The following is a 25,033-nucleotide window of genomic DNA, read 5'->3' as shown; positions in this document are numbered from 1 at the left end:
GAGGTTTGATTTATTTGAGTTTAGTACCTTATGTTATTGAACAGTCAAGCCGTGGCGAACGTTCCTATGATATTTACAGCAGGTTATTGAAGGACAGGATTATTTTTCTGGGTGAAGAAGTTAACGACGTTACGGCAAGCCTTGTCGTTGCGCAGCTTCTTTTTCTGGCGGCAGAAGATCCGGACAAAGATATTAATTTATACATAAATAGCCCGGGAGGTTCCGTTACGGCGGGTATGGCTATTTATGACACTATGCAGTATATAAAACCAGACGTTTCAACTATATGCATAGGCATGGCGGCAAGTATGGGCGCTTTTCTTCTTGCGGGCGGCCAGAAAGGAAAACGCTATGCGCTTCCTAACTCTGAGATTATGATTCACCAGCCGTCCGGCGGAGCCAGGGGACAGGCGACGGAAATTAAGATTGTTGCCGAGAATATTCTTAAAACTAAAAAGAAACTCAACGAAATACTCGCGGCAAATACGGGAAAAAGCTACGAGGAAATCGAAAGGGATACGGAACGCGACAACTTTATGTCTGCTTCCGAGGCTAAGGAATACGGGCTTATTGACGCGGTCATTTCAAAACCGGTTTAAGCCTTTAAGGAGATGAATGGATGGCCTCTAAAATTGATGAAAAGAAACAGCTTAGGTGCTCGTTTTGCGGTAAACCTCAGGATCAGGTTAAGAAGCTCATTGCCGGGCCCGACGTATATATTTGCGACGAGTGTATTGAAATATGTTCCGATATAATAGCGGAGGAGTTTTATGAAAATCCGTCTGAAAAGAAGTTTGATAAACTTCCGAAGCCAAAGGAAATCAAATCTGTGCTTGATGAATATGTAATCGGCCAGGACAGGGCGAAAAAGATACTTTCGGTTGCTGTTTACAATCATTATAAAAGGATTATGACCGGCGGGAAAAAATCAGATGAAAATGTGGAACTTCAAAAAAGCAACATACTTATAGTGGGGCCTACCGGGGTTGGAAAAACCCTTCTTGCCCAAACGCTTGCAAGGCTTCTTGACGTGCCTTTTGCAATAGCCGACGCAACGACGCTTACAGAAGCCGGATATGTCGGGGAAGATGTTGAGAACATACTTTTAAAGCTTATACAGGCGGCTGATTATGATATTGAGCGCGCGGAGCGCGGCATTGTTTATATCGATGAAATTGACAAGATAACCAAAAAAAGTGAAAATCCTTCCATTACGCGCGACGTCAGCGGAGAGGGCGTACAGCAGGCTCTTCTTAAAATACTTGAAGGCACTGTTGCTTCAGTTCCGCCGCAAGGAGGAAGGAAACACCCGCATCAGGAACTTTTGCAGATTGATACCACAAATATATTGTTTATTTGCGGCGGGGCTTTCGGTGGGATCGAAAAGGTTATTGAAAACCGTATGGGCGAAAAAGTTATCGGTTTCGGAGCAAAAGTACAGAGCAAGAAAGACAGGAATTTTGACGAGCTTTTGAAAAGTATACAGCCTCAGGATTTAATTAAATATGGGTTGATTGCTGAGTTTGTAGGCAGGCTTCCTGTTGTCGTTACGCTTAACGATTTGGCCGAGGACGAACTTGTAAAGATACTTACGGAACCCAAAAACGCCATTACTAAACAGTATGAATACCTTTTTGAACTTGACAATGTATACCTTGAATTTGAAGAAGAAGCGCTTAAAGAAATTGCAAAGCTTGCAATCGAAAGGGGAACAGGCGCAAGGGGACTCCGTGCGATTGTTGAAAGCTTTATAAGCGGCATAATGTATGATATCCCCAGCGATGAAACGGTTGAAAAATGCATTATAACAGCCGATTGCGTAAGGGGAAACAGCGGTCCTGCTTTAGTATATAATGAGGACAGGAAACCGATAAAAAGGGAAAAGAGCAAGAAACAGAAAGTTTCATAAAATAAACAATCGGTTTATGAGTAGAGCTTATATAAAGAGTTTTTGTATCATAACTTTATAAATGAAAATATTAATAAAATAAAAAATTAATAAATAAAAGATTTGGGATACCCATAATAAAGAGGGTATCCCACTTTTTTATGATTTGAACCGGAAAATTTTTAAATTAAGTTATTAAGTTTATAACCAACATGTATATTGATGATGTTTATAATATATGACTGGAATATATTTATATTGACATATCATAATTTATGTTATATTGTAAAAATGAATTTAGAACTTATGCCAATAGTTTGATTTATAAATTATTATATGAACATTAATTTCAATGTATATTTTGTTTTTATGTTCTGAATAAAATATATTTAAATATATGCCGTATAATTTATTGTATATTGATACTTATTGAAAATTAATATTTGAGATATGTGTATTTAAAAAAATCAGTGAATAATCAGTTTGTTGTATGATCTGCAATTAATATTACAAATATTTTTGCGACGAACCGGCAACAGGCTTATATGAAAAACGGCGAAGAAGCGGCTGAATTTAAAGGTTCATATACATATGTAGATTTAGGTGCGGCGACATAAGAATTTTTATCTCATCCTACAAAAGTTATGGGATAATTGAAGCAGAAATAACAGGCGATTGCGGTCTAAGCTATGATGCTTCAGTTAAGGCTTCAACATGAGCTTTTGCATCGTGGGATCTTTTCGGCGGCGGGATAGTTTACTATACATTAAAAGCTCACCCTGCACGAAGTTTTCTTTGATTGTAAATTTTGGCGTTGTATAATCCGATACGGACGTCTATGTTTAAAGTAGTCCAGTACATTGTATCAAAAGTTGAATACGGCATATTAGGGAGAATCTTTGCTGTTTATATGTCTGAGGATTTAAATTAGATATGATAAAAAATTTTAAGAAAAATCAATATAAATGCGGTTATTTTTCTAACTGCCTTAAATTCATACGTTTTACTTCCTTGATTTTAGTTTCGGTTTTTCTGGTTATGTATATTTTTCAGGTTCCGGGAAACTTTTATAAATGTGCGGCGGCGGTATATTTTGTATTAAGCGGGGCAATTTCATTTTGGGTATATCTAAAAGGCTTGGATTTAAGAACGAATGAATTGCGGGAATGGAATAAGTATCGAAAAGGGCTTTTGCTTAATGCTGTGTTTGGTGTTTTGTGGGCAATTTTGCTTTTAATATTAAAATAAATTCAAAGGCGGCAGGTTTATTTTTGAACCTGCCGCTGTTTTATGCTTATATTTAGGTAACATTTGAAAATGTAATCTTATGCGGAGTATTGTGTTGACAAATTGGCGTTATTAAAGCCGTGCATGGAGTGATTTTAAAACGGTTCCTGTGTCACAGCTTAATTTTTTATTTAATTTATTATGTTATGATGCAGTTTTTAGTTTACCAGTATAAAAGGCTTACCTTATCTTTATTTTCCGGGGCAACTTTAATGGTTACTTTTTCGACGTCGCTGTAATTATAATCGTAAATCTTTCTTTCTTTTACTGAGTTTAGGAATTCATCCTTTGCCATGAAAAAGTTTGAAACTCCATTATATCCGTGATAATTAAATGATAAATCAAATACAACATCGTTTTCACCTATTTGGCTTATAGTAACATAACTGCCGTTATAGCTGCTGTATTCCATGTTTTCATGTACAGAGTGATTGCCGTTTATGTTTTCTTCTTTTAAATCGTTATTAATGGAAATTACAGGTACGGCGGCGGACATTTTATTTACTGATGCTTCGATTATTATTTCGTCGGCCGGTACATTGCTGTCGGTTTCTATTGAAATACCTGTTTCCGGATAGTAATACGTCTGGAAAAAGTACCTTTCTTTGGAACTGTCCATTTTAACCGTGAGAGTCTTTGTTTCAAAGGAATCTGAAATGGTTTTCTGTCCGCCGTATGAAAATGACGAGAATTCGGCAAATGCAATACCGGCGCCGGCGCCCATAAGCACAAGGCCGGAAAGAAATCCGATAAACAGTTTTTTATATATTGTCATAATTATGCCTCCTTATTTTTAAAAAGCAAATCCCATATAAACCATATAAAAGTAACGCCGCATGCCGAAAGCCCTATAGCGCCTATTGTTATGCCGATTACCGGATAGCCCATAAAGCAGAGCACAATTAAAATTCCTATGCCTATTATTGAGCAGAAGATGAATAATACTAACGGCAGCAAGAAGAAAAGTATAATTAATTTTGTAATTAGAATAATAAAGTTTAATATCGGCCTGCCAATGTTAAGTTCCATATGCTTTCTCCTTTCTTTTTTACTGAAGTTTATTTTGGGAAGGATTACTCGGCGTGTTTTTGAAGGTTTTCCTTGGCTATCGCTGTATGTGCCGTTTCCGTTTTCAGCGGTTTCATCCTTTTTTTCATTTGAATTGGTTACATATGTGTAAAGCACGGTTATTGCAAGTATTATATACACCAAATGAAAAACGATTATTATTCCGTTTGCCGTAAATTCGGCAATAAAGCCGGGGAGTATATAATATGCAAAGTTTGAAACCCTGCCAACAATAAGCACGCAAAGCAGGTATATAAGCAGGATTGCAAATACCATAATTATAAATTTAATAAGAGAAAAAGGTTTTTTATACGGTATGTTTTTAATAAGTATTTTTAAGCTTTGGAATGTTTCGCTTAGTATGTCGGTAAATTTTGAAAATGCGCTCGATACTTTTTTTGTTATTTCTTCGCTGTCTATATGCGGCCTGTTAAAATCAGGGTTCAGGTTATATGCTTCAAGTATTTCCGAAACTAGTTCGTCAAAATTACCGAAGTCCTTTATTGTTTCTTCTTCCGTAAGCCCGCTTTCAACACGCATGTCTATATGTTGGGAATATTCGTTTAATATATCGGCCCTTTCTTTTTCATTCAACACCTGAAGGCGTTTTTCCAGTGTATGTAAAAATTCCGCCTTAGTCATCTCTTTCACACTCCTTAATAAATTCATTTACCTTGCTTGAAAAGTCCTGCCACTCATTTCTCAGGTTGTCTTTATAAATTAATCCGGCAGCCGTTAAATGATAGTATTTTCTGGGAGGGCCTTCCGTGGATTCTTTTAAATATGTTTCAAAATAATGTTCATTTGTCAAGCGTTTTAAAAGAGGATATATTGTGCCTTCGTTTACGTCTATTATTTTAGATACTTCGCTTACAAGCTCATAACCATACATATCTTTTTTTGTAACCGACATAAGTACGACAAGTTCTAAAACGCCTTTTTTAAATTGCACATTCAATACCGATCACCACCTTGGTATTATATTATACTGTGTACTATGTAATGTCAAGTACCTGCCAAACTTTAATAGCTGGGTAAGATTATTTTAAGAAATTTTTAAAAATAACGTCTTGTATGTAATAATGGCAAAATAATCCTTCCCACGCATTATATTTATATGCTATAATAAATAATTAGTAAAATAGAAGTTTTATATTAAGATATAGAAAAGATTTGAAGGAGTTTGAATACTTAATGGACAAACTTGTGATTAAAGGCCCTAACTGCCTTAAAGGCGAGGTAAGCATCAGCGGGGCGAAAAACGCCGCTGTGGCTATAATACCGGCCGCTATTATGGCAGACGATATTTGCGTTATTGAAAACCTGCCTTATATCGAGGACGTTGTAAGCCTTTATAAAACTATGAATAAAATCGGCGCTGAATGCGAATTTATTGATAAACATACATTAAAAGTTAACAGCTGCAAAATAGAAAATATTTCGGCAACATTTGATGAAGTAAAAAAAATGAGAGCCTCATATTATCTTTTGGGGGCTCTTCTTGGAAGATATAAAAAAGCCGAGGTCGCCATGCCCGGCGGTTGTGATTTCGGCACAAGGCCTGTTGATTTGCATTTAAAGGGTTTTCAAAGGCTTGGGGCTGAGGTTTCCATAGAAAGGAATGTAATTAAGGTCTGGGCTGATGAGCTTATAGGAGCGCCTATATATATGGACACGGTAAGCGTAGGAGCAACAATAAACATAATGCTTGCCGCAACCCTTGCAAAGGGCACCACAACCATTGAAAATGCCGCTAAGGAGCCGCATATTGTAGACGTTGCAAACTTCCTGAATATTATGGGAGCGAAAATTAAAGGCGCCGGGACCGACGTTATAAGGATTGTAGGCGTTGAGAAACTACACGGCGCCGAATATACAATAATACCAGATCAGATCGAAGCCGGAACGTATATGATTGCCGCGGCTATAACGGGCGGCGACGTTCTTGTTAAGAATCTTATACCGAAACATATGGATTCGCTTACGGCAAAGCTTATAGAAATGGGAGCCGACGTAACGGAATTTGACGATTCAATAAGGGTTAACGCCGTCGGCAAAAAACTTTCGGCCGTTGACGTAAGAACCATGGTATATCCGGGCTTTCCAACCGACTTGCAGCCGCAGATGGCGTCGCTTTTGTCGGTTGCGGAAGGCACAAGCGAAATTACGGAGAATGTTTGGGAAAAAAGGTATCAGTATACGGACGAGCTTAAACGTCTTGGCGCGCAGATAAGCGTCGACGGGCGCGTTGCAATCATAAACGGGGTTAACCAGCTGATGGGTTCAAAAGTGTTGGCTACAGATCTTAGGGCCGGCGCGGCTATGGTGCTTGCGGGCCTTGCCGCCAACGGTGAAACGGAAATCGGCGAAATTAAATATATAGATCGTGGATACGAAGAAATAGAGAAAAAACTTAAAGCTTTGGGAGCGTCTATTTCAAGAGTCCCGATTGAATAACCGGGAGGAATATATATGGTAAGGTTTTGTCCTATTGTAAGCGGCAGTTCCGGAAACAGCACATATATAGGAACAGAATATACTCATATACTGATTGATGCCGGCGTAAGCGGAAAAAAAATTCAGGATGGCCTTAACGCTATTAATATAGAGTGCGGGGCGCTGGACGGTATTTTTGTTACACACGAACACATTGACCACATTAAAGGCGTCGGAATACTTTCAAGAAGGTTTGATCTGCCGGTTTACGCTACGGAAGGAACATGGGAAGCAATGGCCGGAAGTCTTGGAGATATATCAAGAAAAAACAGGAAAATAATATACGGCGGGGAAAAATTAGAATTAAACGACATTTACATAAAGCCGTTTGAAATACCCCACGATGCGGCCGAACCGGTTGGTTTCAGCGTTTTTGCGGGAGATTTTAAAGTTACGGTTGCAACCGATATCGGACATGCGAGCGAATGTGTCAAAGAGAATATTGCAGACAGCGATGTGCTGCTTCTTGAAGCTAACCATGATATAGAAATGCTTAAACGCGGATCATATCCGTACAATTTAAAACAAAGAATATTGGGCGATTATGGGCACATGGCAAATATAAATGCCGGAAGGCTGCTTGCGGAAATTATGAGCGCCAGGATTAAACATGTTTTTCTGGGGCATTTAAGCGCGGAGAACAATACTCCCGAGATTGCGTATAGATCTGTAGAGCAGGTTATGTTCGATAATAATATAAAGGTTGGAAAAGATATAAACATTCAGCTTGCAAGAAGGAATTTTCCCAGCCAATGCCTGAATTTTTGAGGTTTAGTATGAAAATAACGGTTGTTTGCGTTGGCCGCCTTAAAGAAAAATATTGGGTTGACGCGGTTAAAGAGTATTCAAAAAGGCTTTCTAAATATATAAAGCTTGAAATAGCAGAGCTCCCGGATGAGAAGGCGTCGGAAACAATGAGCGCGGCGCAGGAGGAACAAGTTAAGGAAAAGGAAGGACGGCGGATATTAAAGGCTGTTAAAGACGATTCGTTTATAATCACTTTGGAAGTCGGCGGCAAAAGCCTTTCTTCGGAGGAATTTGCAAAGCTTGTTGACGTAAGTATGACGCGCGGCATAAGCCATATAACTTTTGTTATAGGAGGCTCTTTGGGGCTAAGCGGGGAGGTTATCGGAAAAAGCAGTTTCCATTTAAGTTTTTCCAAAATGACATTTCCACACCAGATGATGAGAGTTATTCTTCTGGAGCAGATATATAGAGCCGTTAAAATAAATAAAAACGAACCTTATCATAAATGATAGGGTATTAAATATTAAGGAGGAATTAAAAGTGATTAAAAAAAGCGGTACAAGAAAAACTGTTGAAATGAAAAACGCACAGGGAGGATTAAACAGCATATTTGCTGAACTTCTTTTGGAAGGCGACGAGTTTACGGCGGCCGGAAGGCTTTTTAATTTTGTTACATTTCCGCCGAACAGTTCCATAGGATACCATGTACATAACGGAGAAAGCGAAACATATGTTGTGCTTAAAGGAGAAGGAATTTATAACGATAACGGTACCGAAGTTGAGGTTAAAGCGGGCGATGTTACTTATTGCGCTCCGGGCGAAGGCCACGGCTTGGAAAACAGGGGCAGCGAGGATCTTGTGATCGCGGCTCTTATTATGTTTGACAAAACAAAATAATTCTATATTGATTTAGAACGGCGCCGTATAATCTGTTTATCTTAAAATTAAATTTATGTTTAAGCCATGTTTCCGAAGTGTTCGGTGTTACAGACTAAAAATACAGGAAAAAACAGTTTGACAATTTTTCCTGTGTTTCGGCCTGCCGGGATAGCAAATTTAATTTAAATTGTTTCAAGAAGGAATATACAGGCGCCTTTATTTTTTTAACAAAATTTTTCAAAACAGGCGGTTTAGGCCTGTGTTTCAACGCGGTACGGTTAAAGCGGAAATAAAAACAGGACATTGTGAAAAAAGCGTCGGAAATTTTGCTGTTAATTTAGTTATCCTGAAATAAGGTATTATTTTTTTATTTAAAATTGTTATTTTGACGTGGGCAATTTTGATTGCCAATGGGGTTCACGCCGTAGACGACAGTAGTATTTTACATTTTGGCTTCCGGATTTATTTTGGGCCGAAATATAAGGCGGTGGATTAATGTGATAAATTTAAAAGCGGCGGCAGTAGCGTTTTCTATGGCTTTTTCGGGAATAGGAGGAGGCATGGGAACTGCTGAAGAAGCCATAAAAACGGAAATATCGATTATTGAAGAAAGTTCCGATATAAAAAATGAAGAAACAAGTGAAGTTAAGCTCACGTTTATAGGGGATATTATGTGCCATAGCTGGCAGTATAATGAAGCGTACAACAGCGAAACAGGCGAGTATGATTTCAACCACAATTATCAGGATGTTAAAAAATATTTTGATAACGCTGATTTGGTTATAGGAAATTTTGAAACTGTTTTAGCGGGAGAAGGCGCGGGAGGATACAGTGATTATCCGATATTTAATTCGCCAGACAGCTTCGCCGAAGCGATGAAAAATGCAGGAATTGATATTGTTACGACGGCTAATAATCATTGTATGGACAAGCGTGCCGCGGGGCTTTTAAGAACTATTGATGTGCTTGACAGTTTAGGAATAGAACATATAGGAACGTATAAAAGCGCCGAGGATAGGGAAAATATATTAATCAAAGACGTTAACGGCATTAAAATAGCGTTTCTTTCATATACATACGGTACAAACGGAATACCGGCGCCGGAAGGATACCTTGTGAATATGCTTGATGAAAATTTAATCAAGAATGATATTTCCAGGGCTAAAGCGGAAGGGGCAGATTTTATTGTCGTACTGCCGCATATGGGCGTCGAGTATGAAACGTATACAAGGGACGCCTACAAGGAATGGGCGGATAAAATGTTTGAAGCGGGGGCGGATATAGTTGTCGCAAGCCATCCGCATGTGCTTCAGCCTATGGAATTTAAAGAAGTTGATAATGGCGACGGAACAACAAGGGATTGTTTTGTTATTTATTCAATGGGGAATTTTATATCTTCGCAGACGACTCCGCCGAGAAACGCCGGCATAATATTAAATATTAATATAAAAAAGGAAGGCGAAATGCGGCCCGAAATTTCACAGGTATCTTTTGTGCCCATATGGACGCAGTTCAGAAATGTTAACGAACAGGATCACTTTATAGTAAGGAGCGTTTACGAAATGCTCTCCCTTCCCGACAATGTGCTTAGGGAAACTGTAAGAAAAAAAGATATTGACAGGCTGTGGCAGATACACAGCGAAACTACTTCTCTGCTGCTGGGAAGGGAAGTGCCTTATGAGCAGATGAAAGACGAGTATATATTTGAAAAAGTTCAAAATAAATAAAATATATTATTTTGTAATAAAATTTTAATATAAATGTATTGTTATATGTGATATAATAGTTCAGCGCGGAGGTGATAATTTTGGCTAAAGGAAAAGGCTCAAGCCTTATTGCACAAAATAAAAAGGCTTATCATGATTATTTTATAGAAGAAACCTTTCAGGCAGGATTATCTCTTGCGGGTACTGAGGTTAAAAGTTTAAGGCAGGGAAAGTGCAGTCTTAAAGAGAGCTTTATCCGTATTGAAAGCGGGGAAGCGTTTATTTATAATATGCACATAAGCCCGTACGAACAGGGGAATATATTTAATAAGGATCCCCTTAGGACAAGGCGGCTTCTGCTCCACAAAGCGGAGATTAACAAAATAGGCCGTTCAATACAGGAAGCCGGATATACTGTTGTGCCGCTTAAAGTATATTTTTACAAAAGCCTTGTAAAAATGGATATCGGCATAGCGAAAGGCAAGAAGCTTTATGATAAGCGTCAGACTATAGCAAAAAAGGATCAGCTTAGAGAAGCCGAAAAGGATTTTAAAATCCGTAACCTAACAGTCTGATTGATTTCAGGCTGTATATACGGGGATGTAATGGTTTCGACGGGAGCTCTGAAAATAGGAATAGCCATCCGCAGGCCGGTAACTGCGTATCAAGCCGGAAAACTTAAAAAGAAAAGACAAAGATTATTCTTTAATGGCAGCCTAAGCGCTGCCCGTCGGACTTCCGCTTCCCGCGGCTGAAGCAACCGGCGTCGATAATGCGGGGCACTTTTTTGCCAAAGCTTTGAGGCAAAAAAAGAATTATGAAGCTACCAAGGGTTTCAGCCTGCTGACCGGCGGTTATCTGAGGGAATTTTTAAATAATCAGCTGTGATGGGAGAAGTTCTTACGGATGGGTTTTCGGACAGGAGTTCGATTCTCCTCATCTCCATTTTTTAAAGCCCTGCATATGCAGGGCTTTTTTGTATTGAAAATTTTGCGGTTGTATAGCTATATGCCTTATTTTAAATTTTAAAAAAATATAATATGGCATTACCTTAAATGTACAGGGATATATACGGTTGAGGACGGCATTAGAAGTCTAATAGATGCGTTGAAAGCATTTGATGTAGTTTGCGGCGTCCGCATGCTTTTTACTTGCTCTTAAGCACGCTAATGCCGTCCTGGACTCTTTGATCCCAAAGGGGAATTTTTTTGTTATTCAAGGCATAAATGTTCCGGTTTACCTGGAGGTAATGGTGCGAACCGCGTGAGAGTGGCGGTACGCGGCGTTTTCCGAAGGAATTTTCGAGAGTTCGCAGGTAAGTATTTGCAATGACGAAGAGCAGAAAAATTTACCATATGGAGCATATATACCCTTGTACATTGAAGGTGTAGCATCGGTTTATAAGATCATACATTCCCTATAGGGAAAATTTTCCGTATTTCATCCTTATATACTCTTGCCGCAGGTGCGCGGAACCCATGCGGCAGGTGGCTTTAACGCGGCTATTGCGTCTCTTCTGACGGTTAAAACCATGTGCGCTATTGTAAATCGGATTAAATGGTTGAAATATTATAATGATTATAGGTTGCCATACTTCATTACGGAATGCATACATAGAAAAATCACTTTTGGTTTGACATTCATTTTCTGTATGGCGTTTTCGGTATGGAAAACGGCTGAAAGTAATGTCGGGCATAGTGAGCAAGTTTTTAATAAAGGCTGAAAGGCATATTCTGATAAAATGTTTTTTTGTTGGATAATCCCCCATTTACTTGTCCATAATAATTTTGGAAAGGAAGTGGTTATTTGGAAATTCTGACTATGGTTGTTATTATAGGGCAGCTTATATTTACGGTTATTGCCGGCATGTACTTTTATGGGGCGCTTAAAAATCAACGCAATACGCGTTCGGCAGGAACGCTTGAATCAAGCAGGGCAATGGAACGTATACAAAGAATGAGGAAAGTTAAACTGACAGAACCCTTGGCAGAAAAAGTGCGTCCGAAAGCCCTCGGCGATATTATAGGACAGGAGGAAGGAATTGAAGCTTTGAGGGCCGCTTTGTGCGGCAAAAACCCGCAGCACGTTATTATATACGGACCGCCCGGAATAGGAAAAACGGCGGCAGCGCGGCTTATGCTTGAAGAGGCGAAAAATGTTAAGGGGTCGCCATTTGCAAAAGACGCCCCGTTTATAGAAATGGACGCCACAACGATACGCTTTGACGAAAGAAGTATTGCCGATCCGCTTATGGGTTCCGTACACGACCCTATTTATCAGGGTGCGGGAGCATACGGCGCCGCCGGAGTGCCGCAGCCGAAAGAAGGCGCTGTTACAAAGGCTAACGGAGGCATACTTTTTATAGATGAAATCGGTGAACTCCACCCTATGCAGATGAATAAGCTACTCAAAGTGCTTGAAGACAGGAAGGTTTTTTTAACAAGCGCATATTATAACAGCGACAGCAAAACTATACCGAAACATGTGCATGACATTTTCCAAAACGGCCTTCCGGCTGATTTCAGGCTTGTGGGCGCTACGACAAGATCTCCGGAGGATATACCGCCGGCACTGCGCAGCCGATGTACGGAAATATTTTTTGACAGCCTTAAAAAATGCCATATTAAGCGCATTGCGGAAAATGCCGCCGAAAGCGTTTCGATGGAATTTGGCAGCGATGCGGCAGAACGTGTTACAATGTTTGCTTCAAGCGGAAGGGAAGCCGTAAATATAATGCAGACCGCGGCGACGGTTGCGCTTTTGGACGAGCGAAACAAAGTTTTGACAGACGATATTGAGAGAGTTGTCAAATGGGGCAGATACTCGCCGAGGATTGAATTTAAAGTTCCGGAGAAGGGAAGGCCGGGATGTGTTAACGGTTTAGGAGTTTTCGGAAGCGGAGGGACGCTTTTGACTATCGAAGCATGGGCGAAAAAAGCCGAAAACGGAAAGGGACGGCTTAAGGTCACAGGCATTGTTGAGGAAGAAGAGATAAAAAACGGCAGTCAGACGATGAAAAGGTCGAGCACTGCAAAATCTTCGGTACAAAATGTTTTAACGCTTTTGGAAAGGGATTACGGGATAGATTATTCGGATTATAATATACACTTGAATTTTCCGGGCGGAATACCTGTGGACGGACCGTCGGCCGGGATTGCAATTTTTACCGCAATTTATTCGGCTGTAACAAATAAAATTCCGGATCCGTCTTTGGCGATGACGGGGGAAATTTCAATTTGCGGGCGCGTACTGCCTGTAGGAGGAGTTCCGAGAAAAATCGAAGCGGCTGTCGAGGCTGGGGCAAAAAGGGTGATTATACCGAAAGACAACTTCCAAAAATCTTTTGAGAAAATGGATATAGAAATTATTGCCGTTGAAAAAGCAGAGGAAATACTTAATATCTGCTTTATAGAAGAGAATAAAGGAATACTTACCGCTTAAAGAAAAAATATTGGAAAGCCCTGAATTTTCAGGGCTTTCTGACGGTTAAGGTGAAATAACAAAAGTACGAATTGCAGTTTTCGGTTTGAATACCGAATATGGCATACAGGTTTTACATTTTTAAACAGATTTGTATTAAAGTCGGCTATACTGTTTTATAATGATATATTCAGGCCTAAATTTAAAACAGTGCGGTTTCTGATGCGCCGAAAGGTTTATTCATAAGTATTTTGTTAAGCGCCGGGAAATAATGGGAGGGAAAAAGTTTAAACTGATAATTATTGGCCGACAAATTGAATATAAGAAGAAATTTCTATATTAAAGTTTAGCCTTGTTAGCTGTTGAAAAATGATATATAATGTATAAACTAGGCTATATACGCTTTTAGGCAGTTTTCGATTTCAATTTGCAGTTTGGCAGTATGTTTGTTATGCCTTAAAAAAGTAATTGGCTTATTTTTTTATATTTTTTTGCAGAGGTGTTTATAAATGGGCAAACTTAAATTTCCCCTTCTGCCTTTAAGGGGTATGGCTGTTTTACCGTATACGGTAGTCAGTTTTCCGGTTGGACGGCAAAGCTCCCTTAATGCTGTCGAAAAGGCGCAGGAGAGGGACGATCTTATATTTTTGGTTATGCAGAAGGATTCGCAGGTAAATGAGCCTGGGCTTTTGGATCTTTATGAAATAGGCGTTGTTGCCAAAGTTAAACAGGTGTTAAAGCTTCCAAACAGCATGACTCATATTATTGCCGAAGGACTTTCAAGAGGAAAGCTGAATTATTTGCTGAAAGAAAACGACTGTTTTTACGGAGAAATTTCGTCAGTTAAAGAGGACGATATATTTGAAGGCAATATCCATATAGACGCGCTTATGTCGTTGGCTATGGAAAAGCAGGAGGAGTATTTTTCGATTAACAGTAAATCGACGGCCTCTGAAGCCGTTATAAGCGCAGTTTCGGCCAAAACTCCCGGAAAACTCGCCGACGTTATAACGGCGGGGCTTGCAATAGACGTTTATGAAAAACAGAGCCTTTTGGAAAGAACGGAACCTCTTGCCCGGCTTGGTGAGGTTATAAATATATTAAACAGGGAGATAGAATTTATAAAACTTAAATCCGAAATAGAAGGCAAGGTCCGAAAGCGCGTTGAAGAAAATCAGAAGGAGTTTTATTTGCGGGAACAGCTTAAAGTAATTCAGGAAGAATTAGGCGATAAGGACGGGATTCAGGCTCTGGCGGAAAAATATATTAAAACGGCGGAAGATAAAAATATGCCTGAAACAGTTAAAGACGTTGTGAAAAGGGAGGCGGAAAAACTCTCAAAAATGTCTGTTACCGCCCCCGAATCAAATGTGGTGAGAAATTATGTCGAATATATATTAGAACTTCCGTGGACCGAAGAAAGCCGCGAAATACATAACATATCAAAAGCCGAAAAGATACTTGATTCCGAACACTACGGCCTTAAAGACGTTAAAGAACGGATAACGGAGTATTTAGCGGTAAGGCAGAATACGGGAGAAAATTTCCCTACTATTATATGCCTAAGCGGGCCTCCGGGAGTCGGCAAAACTTCCGTTGCCAAATCCATTGCCAAGGCGACGGGACGGAAATATGTGAGGATGTCCCTCGGCGGTATAAAGGATGAGGCTGAAATAAGGGGGCACAGAAGGACATATATAGGAGCAATGAGCGGACGTATTTTAAATGCCGTTAAACAGGCCGGGACAATTAATCCGCTTATACTGCTTGACGAAGTGGACAAGCTCTCTGTTTCGCTGAATGGAGATCCGGCTTCGGCCCTTCTTGAAGTGCTTGACAGCGAGCAGAATAATAATTTCAGGGATCATTATTTGGAAATACCGTATGACTTGTCAAAAGTCCTTTTTATATGCACTGCAAACGATGTAAGCCGTATACCGGGACCGTTGAGGGACAGGATGGAATTTATAAACATATCCGGTTACACCCTTGACGAGAAAGTCAATATAGCGCTGAAGCATTTATATCCCAAACAGCTTAAACTAAACGGTATTTCAAAACGTCAGCTTAAAATCGGCGAGGACATTATGGAAACAATTATAAACAATTATACAAGGGAAGCCGGCGTAAGGGGGCTTGAAAGGGAGATTGGGCGAATTTGCAGGAAAACTGTAAAAGAGCTGCTTGAAGGGGAAATAAAGAGCGTTAAAATTACCGAAGGAAACATTGAAAAATATCTGGGGAGGCCAAAAGTAAGACGGCTTGCCGCAAATGAAAGCCCTAAAGTCGGCGTTGTTCGCGGCCTTGCATGGACAAGCGCAGGCGGAGAAACACTTGAAGTTGAAGTCAGCGCAATGAAAGGAAGCGGGAGGTTTGAACTCACCGGAAACATGGGCGACGTTATGAAAGAATCTGCAAAGGCAGCCATAACTTATATACGTTCAAAGGCTTCGGAAATAAAGTTGAACGAGAACTTTTATAAAGAAACAGACCTTCATATACATATACCGGAAGGGGCTGTCCCGAAAGACGGGCCTTCAGCGGGAATCACTATGGCTACTGCCATAGTTTCGGCGCTGACGGGCGTATCGGTGAGAAACGATGTGGCTATGACGGGTGAAATTACAATCAGAGGCCGTGTGCTTGCGATAGGCGGCCTTAAAGAAAAAATTTTAGCCGCAAAGCAGGCGGGTATTAAAACTGTTATTATCCCGTCGGAAAATGAGAAGGACTATATCGATATGCCTGACAATGTAAAAGAAGGCATGGAATTTATATTTGCCAAGGGCGCGGAAGATGTTTTTAACAATGCCATGGCGGGAGGAGAAAGTATATGGAAGTAATAAACGTAAACCTTGAAGCCGTCGGCGTTAAACACTCGCAGTATCCTGGCACCGGTCTGCCGGAGGTTGCGTTCGTGGGAAAAAGCAATGTCGGAAAGTCTACGCTTATAAATGCGATGGTACGCCGGAAAGCATTGGCAAGAACAAGTTCAAGCCCCGGAAAGACACGGACAATAAATTTTTATAATGTTGAGAACCTTTTGTACATCGTTGACGTTCCCGGATACGGATATGCCAAAGCCCCAAAAAGTGAGATTGAAAAGTGGGGAAGGATGATTGAGGAATATCTTGAAAAGAGGGAAGAACTTGAAGCGATAGTTATGCTTGTGGATATTCGTCATGAACCGGGCCAAAACGATATTTTGATGTATGAATGGCTTAAACATTACGGATATGATATTATAATTGCCGCCACTAAAGTTGATAAGATTAACAGAAGCCAGATACAAAAACAGCTTTCCGTTATAAAAAAGAAGCTTAACCTTTCGGCACAGGATAAACTTATTCCGTTTTCAGGCGTTTCAAAAGCAGGGGTTGAGGAACTTTGGGACGTTATAGAAAACATTGTCGGTATTGAAAAAAATAATTAAAGACGGCAGACAAATAATAATTTCAAACGTATATATTTTTAATAACAAACGGTTTTGGCTGTGGCAAAGCCAAAGTTGAAATTGTATTCGGCTTTGGTTTTACCATAAAACAGGAGCGCCTGTTTTCAACGTCGGCGAAGCAGTCTTATTCATAGAAGGAGCAAGGTTAGATAAAATATGGCGGCTTTATTTTAAATAAACCGAACATTTTTGACATAATTTAATTTTTGGAAATAATTAATGAAAGCTCCGGCAGGTGAATGAATATAAAGATGCAGGGCATATTTTAACAGCCTGAATTTATGTGATGAATTTCACTTATGCGATGTGCCGTTATTTTCAGATTGAGTATGATTTTTTTGCTGAGATCAGTGGTTATAAAACATGTTTATTATAGGAGTAAGGGGACTTTTAAATGCCAAGGAGACTTTATTTATCTAAAAATAAAAAACTTACAGGCGTCTGCGGCGGTATTGCAGAATGTTTTGGGTTTGAGCCTGCTATTGTCAGGATAATAACAGTCCTTTTGACGCTGCTTTTTAAGTGGCCTGTGGTTATTATATATATACTGCTGTGGATAGTTATGCCAAGCGGGCAGGACTGATATATTTTGAAACATAATAAGGATTAAACAGGCCGGCATGCGCAAATGGCAAGGCATTGATTTTATAGTTCCTGAACTTTCGTAAGCGGTTAAAATGATTTTTAAATTCAAAAACCTGACGTATTTTTTAGACGTCAGGTTTTGTTTTAGTTACCGCTGTAATTTTTTGTTAAAGCCGAAAAAATAGACGATATAATTGGGCTTGTGTTTGCTTTCCAATTATTTGATATGAGCTTTGCCTGTTCTTTTTCAGGCACCGACACGCTTATGTTTATCATTAAACCGCCCGACGGTGAGCTTACGCCGCATTTGACGATATATTCTCCGTTTTCCTCCAAAGAATATGCGGCGGTTATATCGTTTTCGTTATGTATCCGGCGGCGGTTGTTTGAAATATATTCGTTTGCAGCCGTTTTAAGCCACGGAGCTATATTATCTTCAAAAAGCGCAACAGCCTTTTCGCCTGAAGGCGTCAAAGCGTATTTTGTCGAGCCGTTTTCCTCGAATGCCTGTATAAAAACACTGTCGGTAAGATCGCTTAAATACTGTTGGACAGATATAAAATCCATGATGTTCCTTTCCATAACAAATTGGTATATGTCGTTATTTGAAAGGGGCATGTCTATTTTTTTAAGCAAATAAAGTATTATAAGCTTATTTTCAGCCAATTTATTTTCGTCTGACATCGTTACACCTCCTGTAAAAACAGTATATCATTTAAGGCCCGTTATCTCAATTAGTTTATTGCCCTGAAAAACATTTTTTTTCCGCATTATTTTATTCAATTTGTTAAGCGACGACTTTTTATCTGCGCTCCATAGAGGGGCTATCAGGTCTTTTTTCGGCCCGTCGCCTGTAAGGCGGTGTATTACTATGTTTTTAGGGATAATTTCAAGACATTTGCAGATAATATCCGCATATTCTTCAAGCGACATAGTCTTGAATTGGGTCTTTGTATATATTTCGTAAAGCGGAGTGTCTTTAAGGACATGCAGAAGCTGCAGTTTAATTCCGTTTATATTAAAAGAACATGCATATCTAACGCTTTCAAGCATATCTTTTTCCGTTTCATACGGAAGGCCGAGTATAATATGGACAACGGTTTCTATTCCGGCGGAGTTAAGCTTGTTAACGGCGTATTCAAAAACGTTGTTTTTATAGCCGCGATTTATAAATTTTGCGGAAGCTTCATTTGAAGTCTGAAGCCCGAGTTCCACCCACAATAGTTTTGTTCTGCTGATTTCCCTTAAAAGTTCGATTATTTCATCATCAAGGCAGTCAGGCCTCGTTGCGACCGATAATCCGATAACGTCGTCGACGGATAAAGCTTCATAATATTTTTTGCGAAGTTCCGGCACAGTGGCGTATGTATTTGTAAACGCTTGGAAATAGGCTATATATTTTGCACTGGGCCATTTGTTTTTAAGCAGTGATTTTTGTGCTTCAAGCTGACGGCTTATCGGCAGCAGGCGGTTTCCCGCAAAGTCTCCGCTTCCGCCTCGACTGCAAAAAATACATCCGCCGTGAGATATTTTGCCGTCGCGGTTTGGGCATGTGAACCCGGCGTCGATACTTAGCTTTACAACTTTGCAGCCAAATCTTTCTCTTAGATGCGCGTTAAGCGTATAATATGGAAAATTTACAATATCCATTTTTGTTTTCTCCTTTTTATACACATAATTATAAACCATAAATTCAAAAATAGCACTAATTTATTACCTTAATTTGGAAAAAATTTATAATATTATTTATTATTTGCACATTTTAAAAAAATATATACAAAATTAGGAAAAAGCTATTGTATATTAATAAAAAAATATGTATAATCAAAAGCAAATTTAATTTATATGGGGGTAGAAATATGAATTACATTGACAAAGTATTGGCTAAACTTATCGAAAAGAATCCTGCGGAGCCGGAATTTCATCAGGCGGCTACGGAGGTTCTTAATTCTCTCAGGCCTGTTTTTGAGAAACACCCTGAGTATGAAGAAGCAAACCTTCTTGAAAGGCTTGTAGAGCCTGAAAGGGCTGTTGTTTTCAGGGTGCCTTGGGTTGACGATAAGGGAAACGTACAGGTAAATAGGGGATTCCGCGTACAGTTTTCAAGCGCTATCGGGCCTTACAAAGGCGGTTTAAGGTTTCATCCGTCTGTAAATCTTGGAGTTATCAAGTTCCTTGGATTTGAACAGATTTTTAAAAATTCGCTTACAGGGCTTCCAATCGGCGGCGGCAAAGGCGGTTCCGATTTTGACCCTAAAGGCAAGAGCGACAGGGAAGTTATGGCATTTTGCCAAAGCTTTATGACTGAACTTTATAAATATATCGGTAAAGACACGGACGTTCCGGCCGGCGACATTGGCGTTGGCGCTCGTGAAATAGGTTTTCTTTACGGACAGTATAAAAAAATTACCGGGCTTTATGAAGGCGTGCTCACGGGAAAAGGCCTTACATACGGCGGTTCGCTTGCGCGTACACAGGCAACGGGATACGGCCTCGTTTATATTGTAAATGCTATGCTTAAAGCGGTCGGCAAGAGTCTTGAGGGACAAACAGTCGTTATTTCAGGTTCGGGAAACGTTGCGATTTATGCATGTGAAAAAGCGCAGCAGTCGGGCGCTAAAGTTGTTACAATGAGCGATTCAAACGGTTGGATTTATGATGCCGACGGAATCGATCTTGCCGCTGTAAAAGAAATTAAAGAAGTTAAGCGCGGACGTATTAAAGATTATCTTAACTATCATAAGAACGCCCAATATACGGAAGGAAAAGGCGTATGGGGCGTTAAGTGCGACGTTGCTCTTCCTTGCGCAACACAGAACGAGCTTAATCTTGATGATGCAAAAACTCTGATTGCAAACGGCTGCTATGCGGTTGGCGAAGGTGCAAATATGCCTTCAACACTTGACGCTATTGACGCTTTCCTCGAAGCGAAGGTGCTTTTTGCTCCTGCAAAAGCTGCGAATGCCGGCGGAGTTGCAACGAGCGCCCTTGAAATGAGCCAGAACAGCATGCGTTTAAGCTGGACGTTTGAAGAAGTTGACGCGAAGCTTAAAGGCATTATGGAAAATATATATGCAGAAATTTCTTCTGCCGCTAAAGAATACGGACAGGAAAATAATTTCGTAATGGGAGCTAACATTGCGGGCTTCAAGAAAGTTGCAGAAGCTATGATGGCACAGGGAATTGTATAATTAAAAAAATATTTAAAGCCGCGGTATTTTAACTGTGGCTTTTTTATTTTAATTTATATTAATTATGAAACGGATGCTTTGCGGAAAAAGTTTTATATCAGGAAAATATTATATTTATTTTACAGCGCGCGGCCTATTGATTAAACGGATATACGGCCTTGCGCTTTTTTATCAAGGCAAATGGATTTCCGCTTGAAATGAGTTTCATGGATATGCATACTATTTCAGGCTAAATACAGGTATGTATTTGGAAACAAAATATAAAATTATTGTAGGTTATATTGCGGAATTGAACTTTTATGATAATGGCTACATACGCGCAAAATATTTTTAACGCATATAACGCGGTTAGCTTCGGTTTACAATAGCATACACTGTTAAAACCATCCGACCTCTCGCAACGCGGAAATTTTTTTGCTGTTCAATGAGCATACGCACAGGCGCAGCGGCGGCAAGCATATGCAACGCCAAAATGCGGAAATTTTTCCTTGTTAGGCACGAATTCCCTTGCAAACATAAGTTATATGCACAATCTATAAATCTTTTAAGCTTTACATTCCATAAATCGAAACTTACCAAAACCATATGTATATAAGCTTTATTCAAACATTCAAAACTTCTTAAATGTATAAGTGCGCAAGTTACGTTATTAATTAAATTAAATAAAAAATAAGCCGCAGATTACTGCAGCTTATCGGTAGTATCGTCTTTATTTTGTTCATTCATGTTTTTCGGTTCTGTACATTTACTTTCCTCTTCAAAGGCTTCCCCTGCTTCATCCGTTTTGTTTTCTTTTTTACTAAGTTCCGTGAGGCTAAAAAGCCTTTGGCGTATAGCCTCTCTCCCGGGAGCCCTTCTTGGTGAAATCTTAAACTTTTTATTCGAGCTTTCAGGCATCACAACCTTTATTTCGCTTTCCTTCTCATCAGTATGTTCCTTCCAAGCAGGCATATCAATTTTAACTTTAAACATATCCCCGTCAACCGAAAGTCCGAATTTTCCACCCTGAAGCACCGTTAAACTTTTTGCAATGGAAAGGCCGAGGCCCGAACCTTCTGTAGTTCTTGATGAATCTCCCCTTGTAAATCTTTCCGCAAGATTTTCAACGTTAACTTTTATTTCGTCATGCGATACATTTTTCATTATCATAGTCCCAAAATTCCTGTCTTCATAAATATCAATGTATACCCTCGAATTCGGCATTGCATATTTAATGACGTTTGAAAGTAGATTTTCATATATCCTCCACATGTGCTTGCCGTCGGCTTCCACAAATACATTCCCGTCCGACGAAATCCTAAACTCAAGCCCTATGGCTTCCGCTCTCTCTTCAAATTCGCCGCAGGCCTGCAATATCAGGTCTTTCAAGTTTATTCTGGTTTTGTCCACAGGCAGGTTTCCGCTCGAGGCCTTGCTTGCCTCGATTAAATCCTCAATCAATTGCTTAAGCCTTTGGCTTTTGTCAACAAGCACGTCGACATAACCTTCGGCAATATCGTTATCAAGCTTTTCCCGTTTTAATAAATCGACATATGTTATTATAGATGTCAGCGGCGTTTTTAAATCATGAGAAACATTTGTAATAAGATCCGCTTTCATCCTTTCGCCTTTTACCGCCTCTTGTATAGACTCCTGCAATCCGGCCTGTATGTTGTTAATATCTATTGCAAAAGCTGAAAACGTAGATGATATTTTTTTGACGTCAATGTTCTTATACTCGCCCCGAGAAGCATATTTTGCCGCTTTTATTATAGCAACCAATGACTCCATATTTCTTATAAGTACTATCACGGACACTGTTACAAACACCATAAGCATTAACATAAACACGCCCTCATACCTTGCAAGACTTGAAAGGAATATACAGACGACAGTGTATAAAACAAGAAGCGTGATCACCCAACCTGTTAAGCTTTTTCCTCCCAGCGTTTCGCCTATACGTCTTAACAGAGCCGCTACAAGCGTATTATACAAAAACCTCTTGGCTTTAATCTGCCTTGAAACAGAACATATATAACTTAAAAGCACAGCCATATCAATAACGGCTAAAATTGTAAGTACGGCGCATAAGCATAGATACCACAGCATTTCATATGTATACAGCAAAGCGCCAAAAAGCATTAGGCCTAAGAAAACGGAGAACATTCCTCCTATTATTATAAGCCATATATGAACGTCATTATAAATACTGTCTACAGTCCTTAGGTATACCGCACCTCCTTTTTCTTCCTGCCCCGAAACGCGCGCAAGATATACGATAAGTATAATTACTGCAAAACAGCTTATAATCAGCCCTGCAATGAAAATAGGAAACATTTCCTTTCTTACGGTAAACTCGCGCTGTTCATCATAAAACGCATCTCCCGGCGAAAAAGTATCCGGTATCCCCGCGTATAAAACGTATCCTCCGTCCGCAATAACAGAGTTGTTGTAGCCTGTGTAATAATTCATCTTGTCGGATAAAAATTCGCCGCTCAGTATAATATACTGGCTGGCATCCGTTATCGAATTTTTGTCGCAGTTTCCCGCAACCCTTGATCCGTCGCTGTTTTCAATATAATAAAAGAAATTTTTAAAGCTGTCTAAATTCTTTTTCATTGATATATACGAATCTAGCTGGCTTTGTATATAAACATTCCTGTATCCCCTAAGTTTCGTGCTTACCAAGTCGGAATACTCATAGAAGTTATACATCAAATCTTCAGGTATAGCTCCGGGATCCGTTATAACAACAGTATAGTCGTCGCTTATGTCTGTACTCGAAGTTATGATACCGTCTGCTATATTATAGTAATTTTTAAAGGATCTTAAAAGCTCTTCCTCATTAACGGCGTTGCCTTCTCTGACATTTCCCTCGCTTTTATATACAATATTCACATCAACAGCTTCGTCAATAAGATTTGTAAACTCATATGCAAATGCGCTTGTAGATGTGTATTCCACATCATTCCCTTCATACGGCGCTCCATATGTATAAGAAAACCTGTCTGTTGCCCACACAATTCCAAAAAAGCTTATTGAACCTAAAACTGTAAAAATAAGGCACATAGCGACAGCCATGGCCTTCATTCCTTTTGAATAGAAATTAGATTTTTTCAATTTTGTATCCAATTCCCCACACCACCTTTAAATATTTCGGTTCTTTTGGGTTAATTTCAATTTTTTCACGGATTCTGCGTATATGTACAGATACGGTATTTTCAGGGGCAAAAGAAAGTTCGTTCCAAACTTTTTCATAAATTTCGTCAATAGAAAAAACTTTTCCCGCATTTTCCATAAGCAGTAATAATATTCCGTATTCTGTTGCAGTCAGTTTTACCTGTTCGTTTGAAACACGAACCTCTTTAGCGTCTTTGTCAAGCTCCAGATCTCCTATCTTAATTATATTGCTCTTTTCAGCTATACTGCCGAGGGAAGTATAACGGCGCATTTGAGATTTAACCCTCGCCATAAGTTCAAGAGGGTTAAACGGTTTTGAAATATAATCGTCGGCGCCGAAATTAAGCCCCAATATTTTATCTGTATCTTCGCTTTTTGCAGATAAAATTATAATAGGTATATTCTGGGTTTCCCTGATTTTTATAGTGGCTTTAAGTCCGTCCATTTTAGGCATCATAACGTCCATTAATATAAGATGCACTTCATTTTCTTCAAGTATTTTAAGCGCCTCATAACCGTCGTACGCTTTAAGTACATTATATTTTTCCTGTACAAGGTAGATTTCGATAGCGTCAACAATCGACTTATCGTCGTCACAAACCAAAATGTTAAACATTTTATTTCCTCCTTAGAAATAAACAGCAAATTTACATATTTCTACAATAGCAAATTATTTTTAAAAAACTTATACCATGTATCTTAAAAAATTCTTAATTAGACAGAAACATCGTACCAAAAACGCAGTAAATTTTCAATAGCAGTATATGTATATAGACTTAATAAAAATGCCGTTAAACCCGCGCCTTTACAAATGCATATCCATATGTCCGACGCCGCTTTTTTATTTTAATAATATAGCTTCCGTTTACAAAAGCATACAATGTTTTGGCCTGTGCCGGCGGCGCAATAAAACCTCTTGCCGTAGGCAACACAAAAATGCGGAAAAATTTTTCTTGTGTGGCATGTGTGCTATTGTAAACCGAAGTTATACGTTTAAATTGAAGCGAGGATTGAAAAGAGAAAAATTTTAGATTTGAAGAAAGATTAATAGATAGGACGCAACAATTAATTTTAAAAAGCCATTAGTTTAAGCTTCATGATTTTAAATAACGGCGGCAGCTTATTATAAGCGGCGGATAAGGCTATTGTTCAG

Annotated in this window: 20 protein-coding genes and 1 other RNA gene; 14 read left to right on the top strand and 7 right to left on the bottom strand. The window is 39.4% G+C overall.

Annotation, left to right across the window (positions count from 1 at the left end):
- Positions 1–14 precede the first annotated feature (14 nt).
- The gene (gene clpP, locus NE664_00510; GenBank protein ID MCQ4725148.1) at positions 15–599 is read left to right on the top strand and encodes an ATP-dependent Clp endopeptidase proteolytic subunit ClpP; all 585 of its coding nucleotides are present in this window, start codon (positions 15–17) and stop codon (positions 597–599) included.
- A 20-nt stretch (positions 600–619) separates the two neighbouring features.
- Entirely contained in the window at positions 620–1,909 is a 1,290-nt protein-coding gene (gene clpX, locus NE664_00505; GenBank protein ID MCQ4725147.1) for an ATP-dependent Clp protease ATP-binding subunit ClpX, read from the top strand.
- A gap of 1,429 nt (positions 1,910–3,338) precedes the next feature.
- On the opposite strand, the gene NE664_00500 is transcribed toward clpX, so the two are convergent.
- Genes NE664_00500 through NE664_00490 form a run of 3 tightly spaced genes read right to left on the bottom strand, consistent with a single transcriptional unit; the run spans position 3,339 to position 5,201 of the window.
- Positions 3,339–3,950, bottom strand: a complete 612-nt coding sequence (locus NE664_00500) for a hypothetical protein (protein ID MCQ4725146.1) — start codon at positions 3,948–3,950, stop codon at positions 3,339–3,341.
- Positions 3,951–3,952: 2 nt separating this feature from the next.
- Positions 3,953–4,885, bottom strand: coding sequence for a DUF1700 domain-containing protein (locus NE664_00495; protein ID MCQ4725145.1), 933 nt, complete (start codon positions 4,883–4,885; stop codon positions 3,953–3,955).
- A complete protein-coding gene (locus tag NE664_00490) occupies positions 4,878–5,201 on the bottom strand; it encodes a PadR family transcriptional regulator (protein ID MCQ4725144.1) in 324 nt (107 codons plus the stop codon). Before NE664_00490 ends, NE664_00495 begins: the two co-directional genes overlap by 8 nt.
- A 236-nt stretch (positions 5,202–5,437) precedes the next feature.
- Between NE664_00490 and NE664_00485 the strand changes: the two genes are divergently transcribed.
- The 11 genes from NE664_00485 to NE664_00435 all read left to right on the top strand — a co-directional run bounded on the left by NE664_00485 (position 5,438) and on the right by NE664_00435 (position 17,528).
- Positions 5,438–6,700 (top strand): UDP-N-acetylglucosamine 1-carboxyvinyltransferase, encoded by a 1,263-nt coding sequence (locus NE664_00485; GenBank protein ID MCQ4725143.1) that lies wholly within the window; start codon positions 5,438–5,440, stop codon positions 6,698–6,700.
- Positions 6,701–6,715: 15 nt separating this feature from the next.
- On the top strand, positions 6,716–7,507 hold the full coding sequence (locus NE664_00480) for an MBL fold metallo-hydrolase (GenBank protein ID MCQ4725142.1): 792 nt from the start codon (positions 6,716–6,718) through the stop codon (positions 7,505–7,507).
- An 8-nt stretch (positions 7,508–7,515) separates the two neighbouring features.
- A complete protein-coding gene (gene rlmH, locus NE664_00475) occupies positions 7,516–7,995 on the top strand; it encodes a 23S rRNA (pseudouridine(1915)-N(3))-methyltransferase RlmH (protein ID MCQ4725141.1) in 480 nt (159 codons plus the stop codon).
- 31 nt (positions 7,996–8,026) lie between these two features.
- Entirely contained in the window at positions 8,027–8,383 is a 357-nt protein-coding gene (locus tag NE664_00470) for a cupin domain-containing protein (GenBank protein ID MCQ4725140.1), read from the top strand.
- 479 nt (positions 8,384–8,862) lie between these two features.
- Complete coding sequence (locus tag NE664_00465) at positions 8,863–10,092, top strand: CapA family protein (GenBank protein ID MCQ4725139.1); 1,230 nt, start codon at positions 8,863–8,865, stop codon at positions 10,090–10,092.
- Between the two features lie 80 nt (positions 10,093–10,172).
- Entirely contained in the window at positions 10,173–10,646 is a 474-nt protein-coding gene (gene smpB, locus NE664_00460; GenBank protein ID MCQ4725138.1) for an SsrA-binding protein SmpB, read from the top strand.
- Positions 10,647–10,667: 21 nt separating this feature from the next.
- Positions 10,668–11,019, top strand: a transfer-messenger RNA (tmRNA) gene (ssrA, locus tag NE664_00455).
- Between the two features lie 873 nt (positions 11,020–11,892).
- Positions 11,893–13,512 carry an ATP-dependent protease LonB gene (gene lonB, locus NE664_00450; protein ID MCQ4725137.1) on the top strand — a complete coding sequence of 540 codons (1,620 nt, stop codon included), beginning with the start codon at positions 11,893–11,895 and terminating at the stop codon, positions 13,510–13,512.
- A 488-nt stretch (positions 13,513–14,000) separates the two neighbouring features.
- Positions 14,001–16,334, top strand: a complete 2,334-nt coding sequence (gene lon, locus NE664_00445) for an endopeptidase La (GenBank protein ID MCQ4725136.1) — start codon at positions 14,001–14,003, stop codon at positions 16,332–16,334.
- On the top strand, positions 16,325–16,924 hold the full coding sequence (gene yihA / locus NE664_00440) for a ribosome biogenesis GTP-binding protein YihA/YsxC (GenBank protein MCQ4725135.1): 600 nt from the start codon (positions 16,325–16,327) through the stop codon (positions 16,922–16,924). Before lon ends, yihA begins: the two co-directional genes overlap by 10 nt.
- A gap of 415 nt (positions 16,925–17,339) precedes the next feature.
- The gene (locus NE664_00435; GenBank protein MCQ4725134.1) at positions 17,340–17,528 is read left to right on the top strand and encodes a PspC domain-containing protein; all 189 of its coding nucleotides are present in this window, start codon (positions 17,340–17,342) and stop codon (positions 17,526–17,528) included.
- Between the two features lie 146 nt (positions 17,529–17,674).
- Here the strand turns inward: NE664_00435 and NE664_00430 are convergent, their stop codons facing one another.
- Together NE664_00430 and NE664_00425 are read right to left on the bottom strand one after the other, a co-directional pair.
- Positions 17,675–18,214, bottom strand: a complete 540-nt coding sequence (locus NE664_00430) for a DUF4364 family protein (GenBank protein MCQ4725133.1) — start codon at positions 18,212–18,214, stop codon at positions 17,675–17,677.
- A 27-nt stretch (positions 18,215–18,241) separates the two neighbouring features.
- Positions 18,242–19,180 (bottom strand): TIGR01212 family radical SAM protein, encoded by a 939-nt coding sequence (locus NE664_00425; GenBank protein ID MCQ4725132.1) that lies wholly within the window; start codon positions 19,178–19,180, stop codon positions 18,242–18,244.
- 209 nt (positions 19,181–19,389) lie between these two features.
- On the opposite strand from NE664_00425, the gene gdhA reads away from it, so the two are divergent.
- A complete protein-coding gene (gene gdhA / locus NE664_00420) occupies positions 19,390–20,721 on the top strand; it encodes an NADP-specific glutamate dehydrogenase (protein MCQ4725131.1) in 1,332 nt (443 codons plus the stop codon).
- A gap of 681 nt (positions 20,722–21,402) precedes the next feature.
- Here the strand turns inward: gdhA and NE664_00415 are convergent.
- Together NE664_00415 and NE664_00410 are read right to left on the bottom strand one after the other, a co-directional pair.
- Positions 21,403–23,832, bottom strand: a complete 2,430-nt coding sequence (locus NE664_00415; protein ID MCQ4725130.1) for a HAMP domain-containing histidine kinase — start codon at positions 23,830–23,832, stop codon at positions 21,403–21,405.
- Positions 23,807–24,496: a response regulator transcription factor gene (locus tag NE664_00410; protein MCQ4725129.1), complete on the bottom strand. Its 690-nt coding sequence runs from the start codon at positions 24,494–24,496 to the stop codon at positions 23,807–23,809. Before NE664_00410 ends, NE664_00415 begins: the two co-directional genes overlap by 26 nt.
- Between the last annotated feature and the right edge of the window lie 537 nt (positions 24,497–25,033).

It is taken from the genome of Anaerotignum faecicola, from assembly GCA_024460105.1.
Taxonomy (GTDB): Bacteria; Bacillota; Clostridia; order Lachnospirales; family Anaerotignaceae; genus JANFXS01.
This window is presented reverse-complemented; position numbering and strand designations above follow the sequence as displayed.

Excerpts from the sequence above, each read along its gene's own strand:
- NE664_00425 (MCQ4725132.1), bottom strand. The coding sequence starts at position 19,180 with ATGGATATTGTAAATTTTCCATATTATACGCTTAACGCGCATCTAAGA.
- clpX (MCQ4725147.1), top strand. The coding sequence starts at position 620 with ATGGCCTCTAAAATTGATGAAAAGAAACAGCTTAGGTGCTCGTTTTGC.
- lonB (MCQ4725137.1), top strand. The coding sequence starts at position 11,893 with ATGGTTGTTATTATAGGGCAGCTTATATTTACGGTTATTGCCGGCATG.
- NE664_00495 (MCQ4725145.1), bottom strand. The coding sequence starts at position 4,885 with ATGACTAAGGCGGAATTTTTACATACACTGGAAAAACGCCTTCAGGTG.
- lon (MCQ4725136.1), top strand. The coding sequence starts at position 14,001 with ATGGGCAAACTTAAATTTCCCCTTCTGCCTTTAAGGGGTATGGCTGTT.
- NE664_00435 (MCQ4725134.1), top strand. The coding sequence starts at position 17,340 with ATGCCAAGGAGACTTTATTTATCTAAAAATAAAAAACTTACAGGCGTC.
- NE664_00480 (MCQ4725142.1), top strand. The coding sequence starts at position 6,716 with ATGGTAAGGTTTTGTCCTATTGTAAGCGGCAGTTCCGGAAACAGCACA.
- NE664_00500 (MCQ4725146.1), bottom strand. The coding sequence starts at position 3,950 with ATGACAATATATAAAAAACTGTTTATCGGATTTCTTTCCGGCCTTGTG.
- yihA (MCQ4725135.1), top strand. The coding sequence starts at position 16,325 with ATGGAAGTAATAAACGTAAACCTTGAAGCCGTCGGCGTTAAACACTCG.
- NE664_00430 (MCQ4725133.1), bottom strand. The coding sequence starts at position 18,214 with ATGTCAGACGAAAATAAATTGGCTGAAAATAAGCTTATAATACTTTAT.
- NE664_00485 (MCQ4725143.1), top strand. The coding sequence starts at position 5,438 with ATGGACAAACTTGTGATTAAAGGCCCTAACTGCCTTAAAGGCGAGGTA.
- NE664_00410 (MCQ4725129.1), bottom strand. The coding sequence starts at position 24,496 with ATGTTTAACATTTTGGTTTGTGACGACGATAAGTCGATTGTTGACGCT.
- rlmH (MCQ4725141.1), top strand. The coding sequence starts at position 7,516 with ATGAAAATAACGGTTGTTTGCGTTGGCCGCCTTAAAGAAAAATATTGG.
- gdhA (MCQ4725131.1), top strand. The coding sequence starts at position 19,390 with ATGAATTACATTGACAAAGTATTGGCTAAACTTATCGAAAAGAATCCT.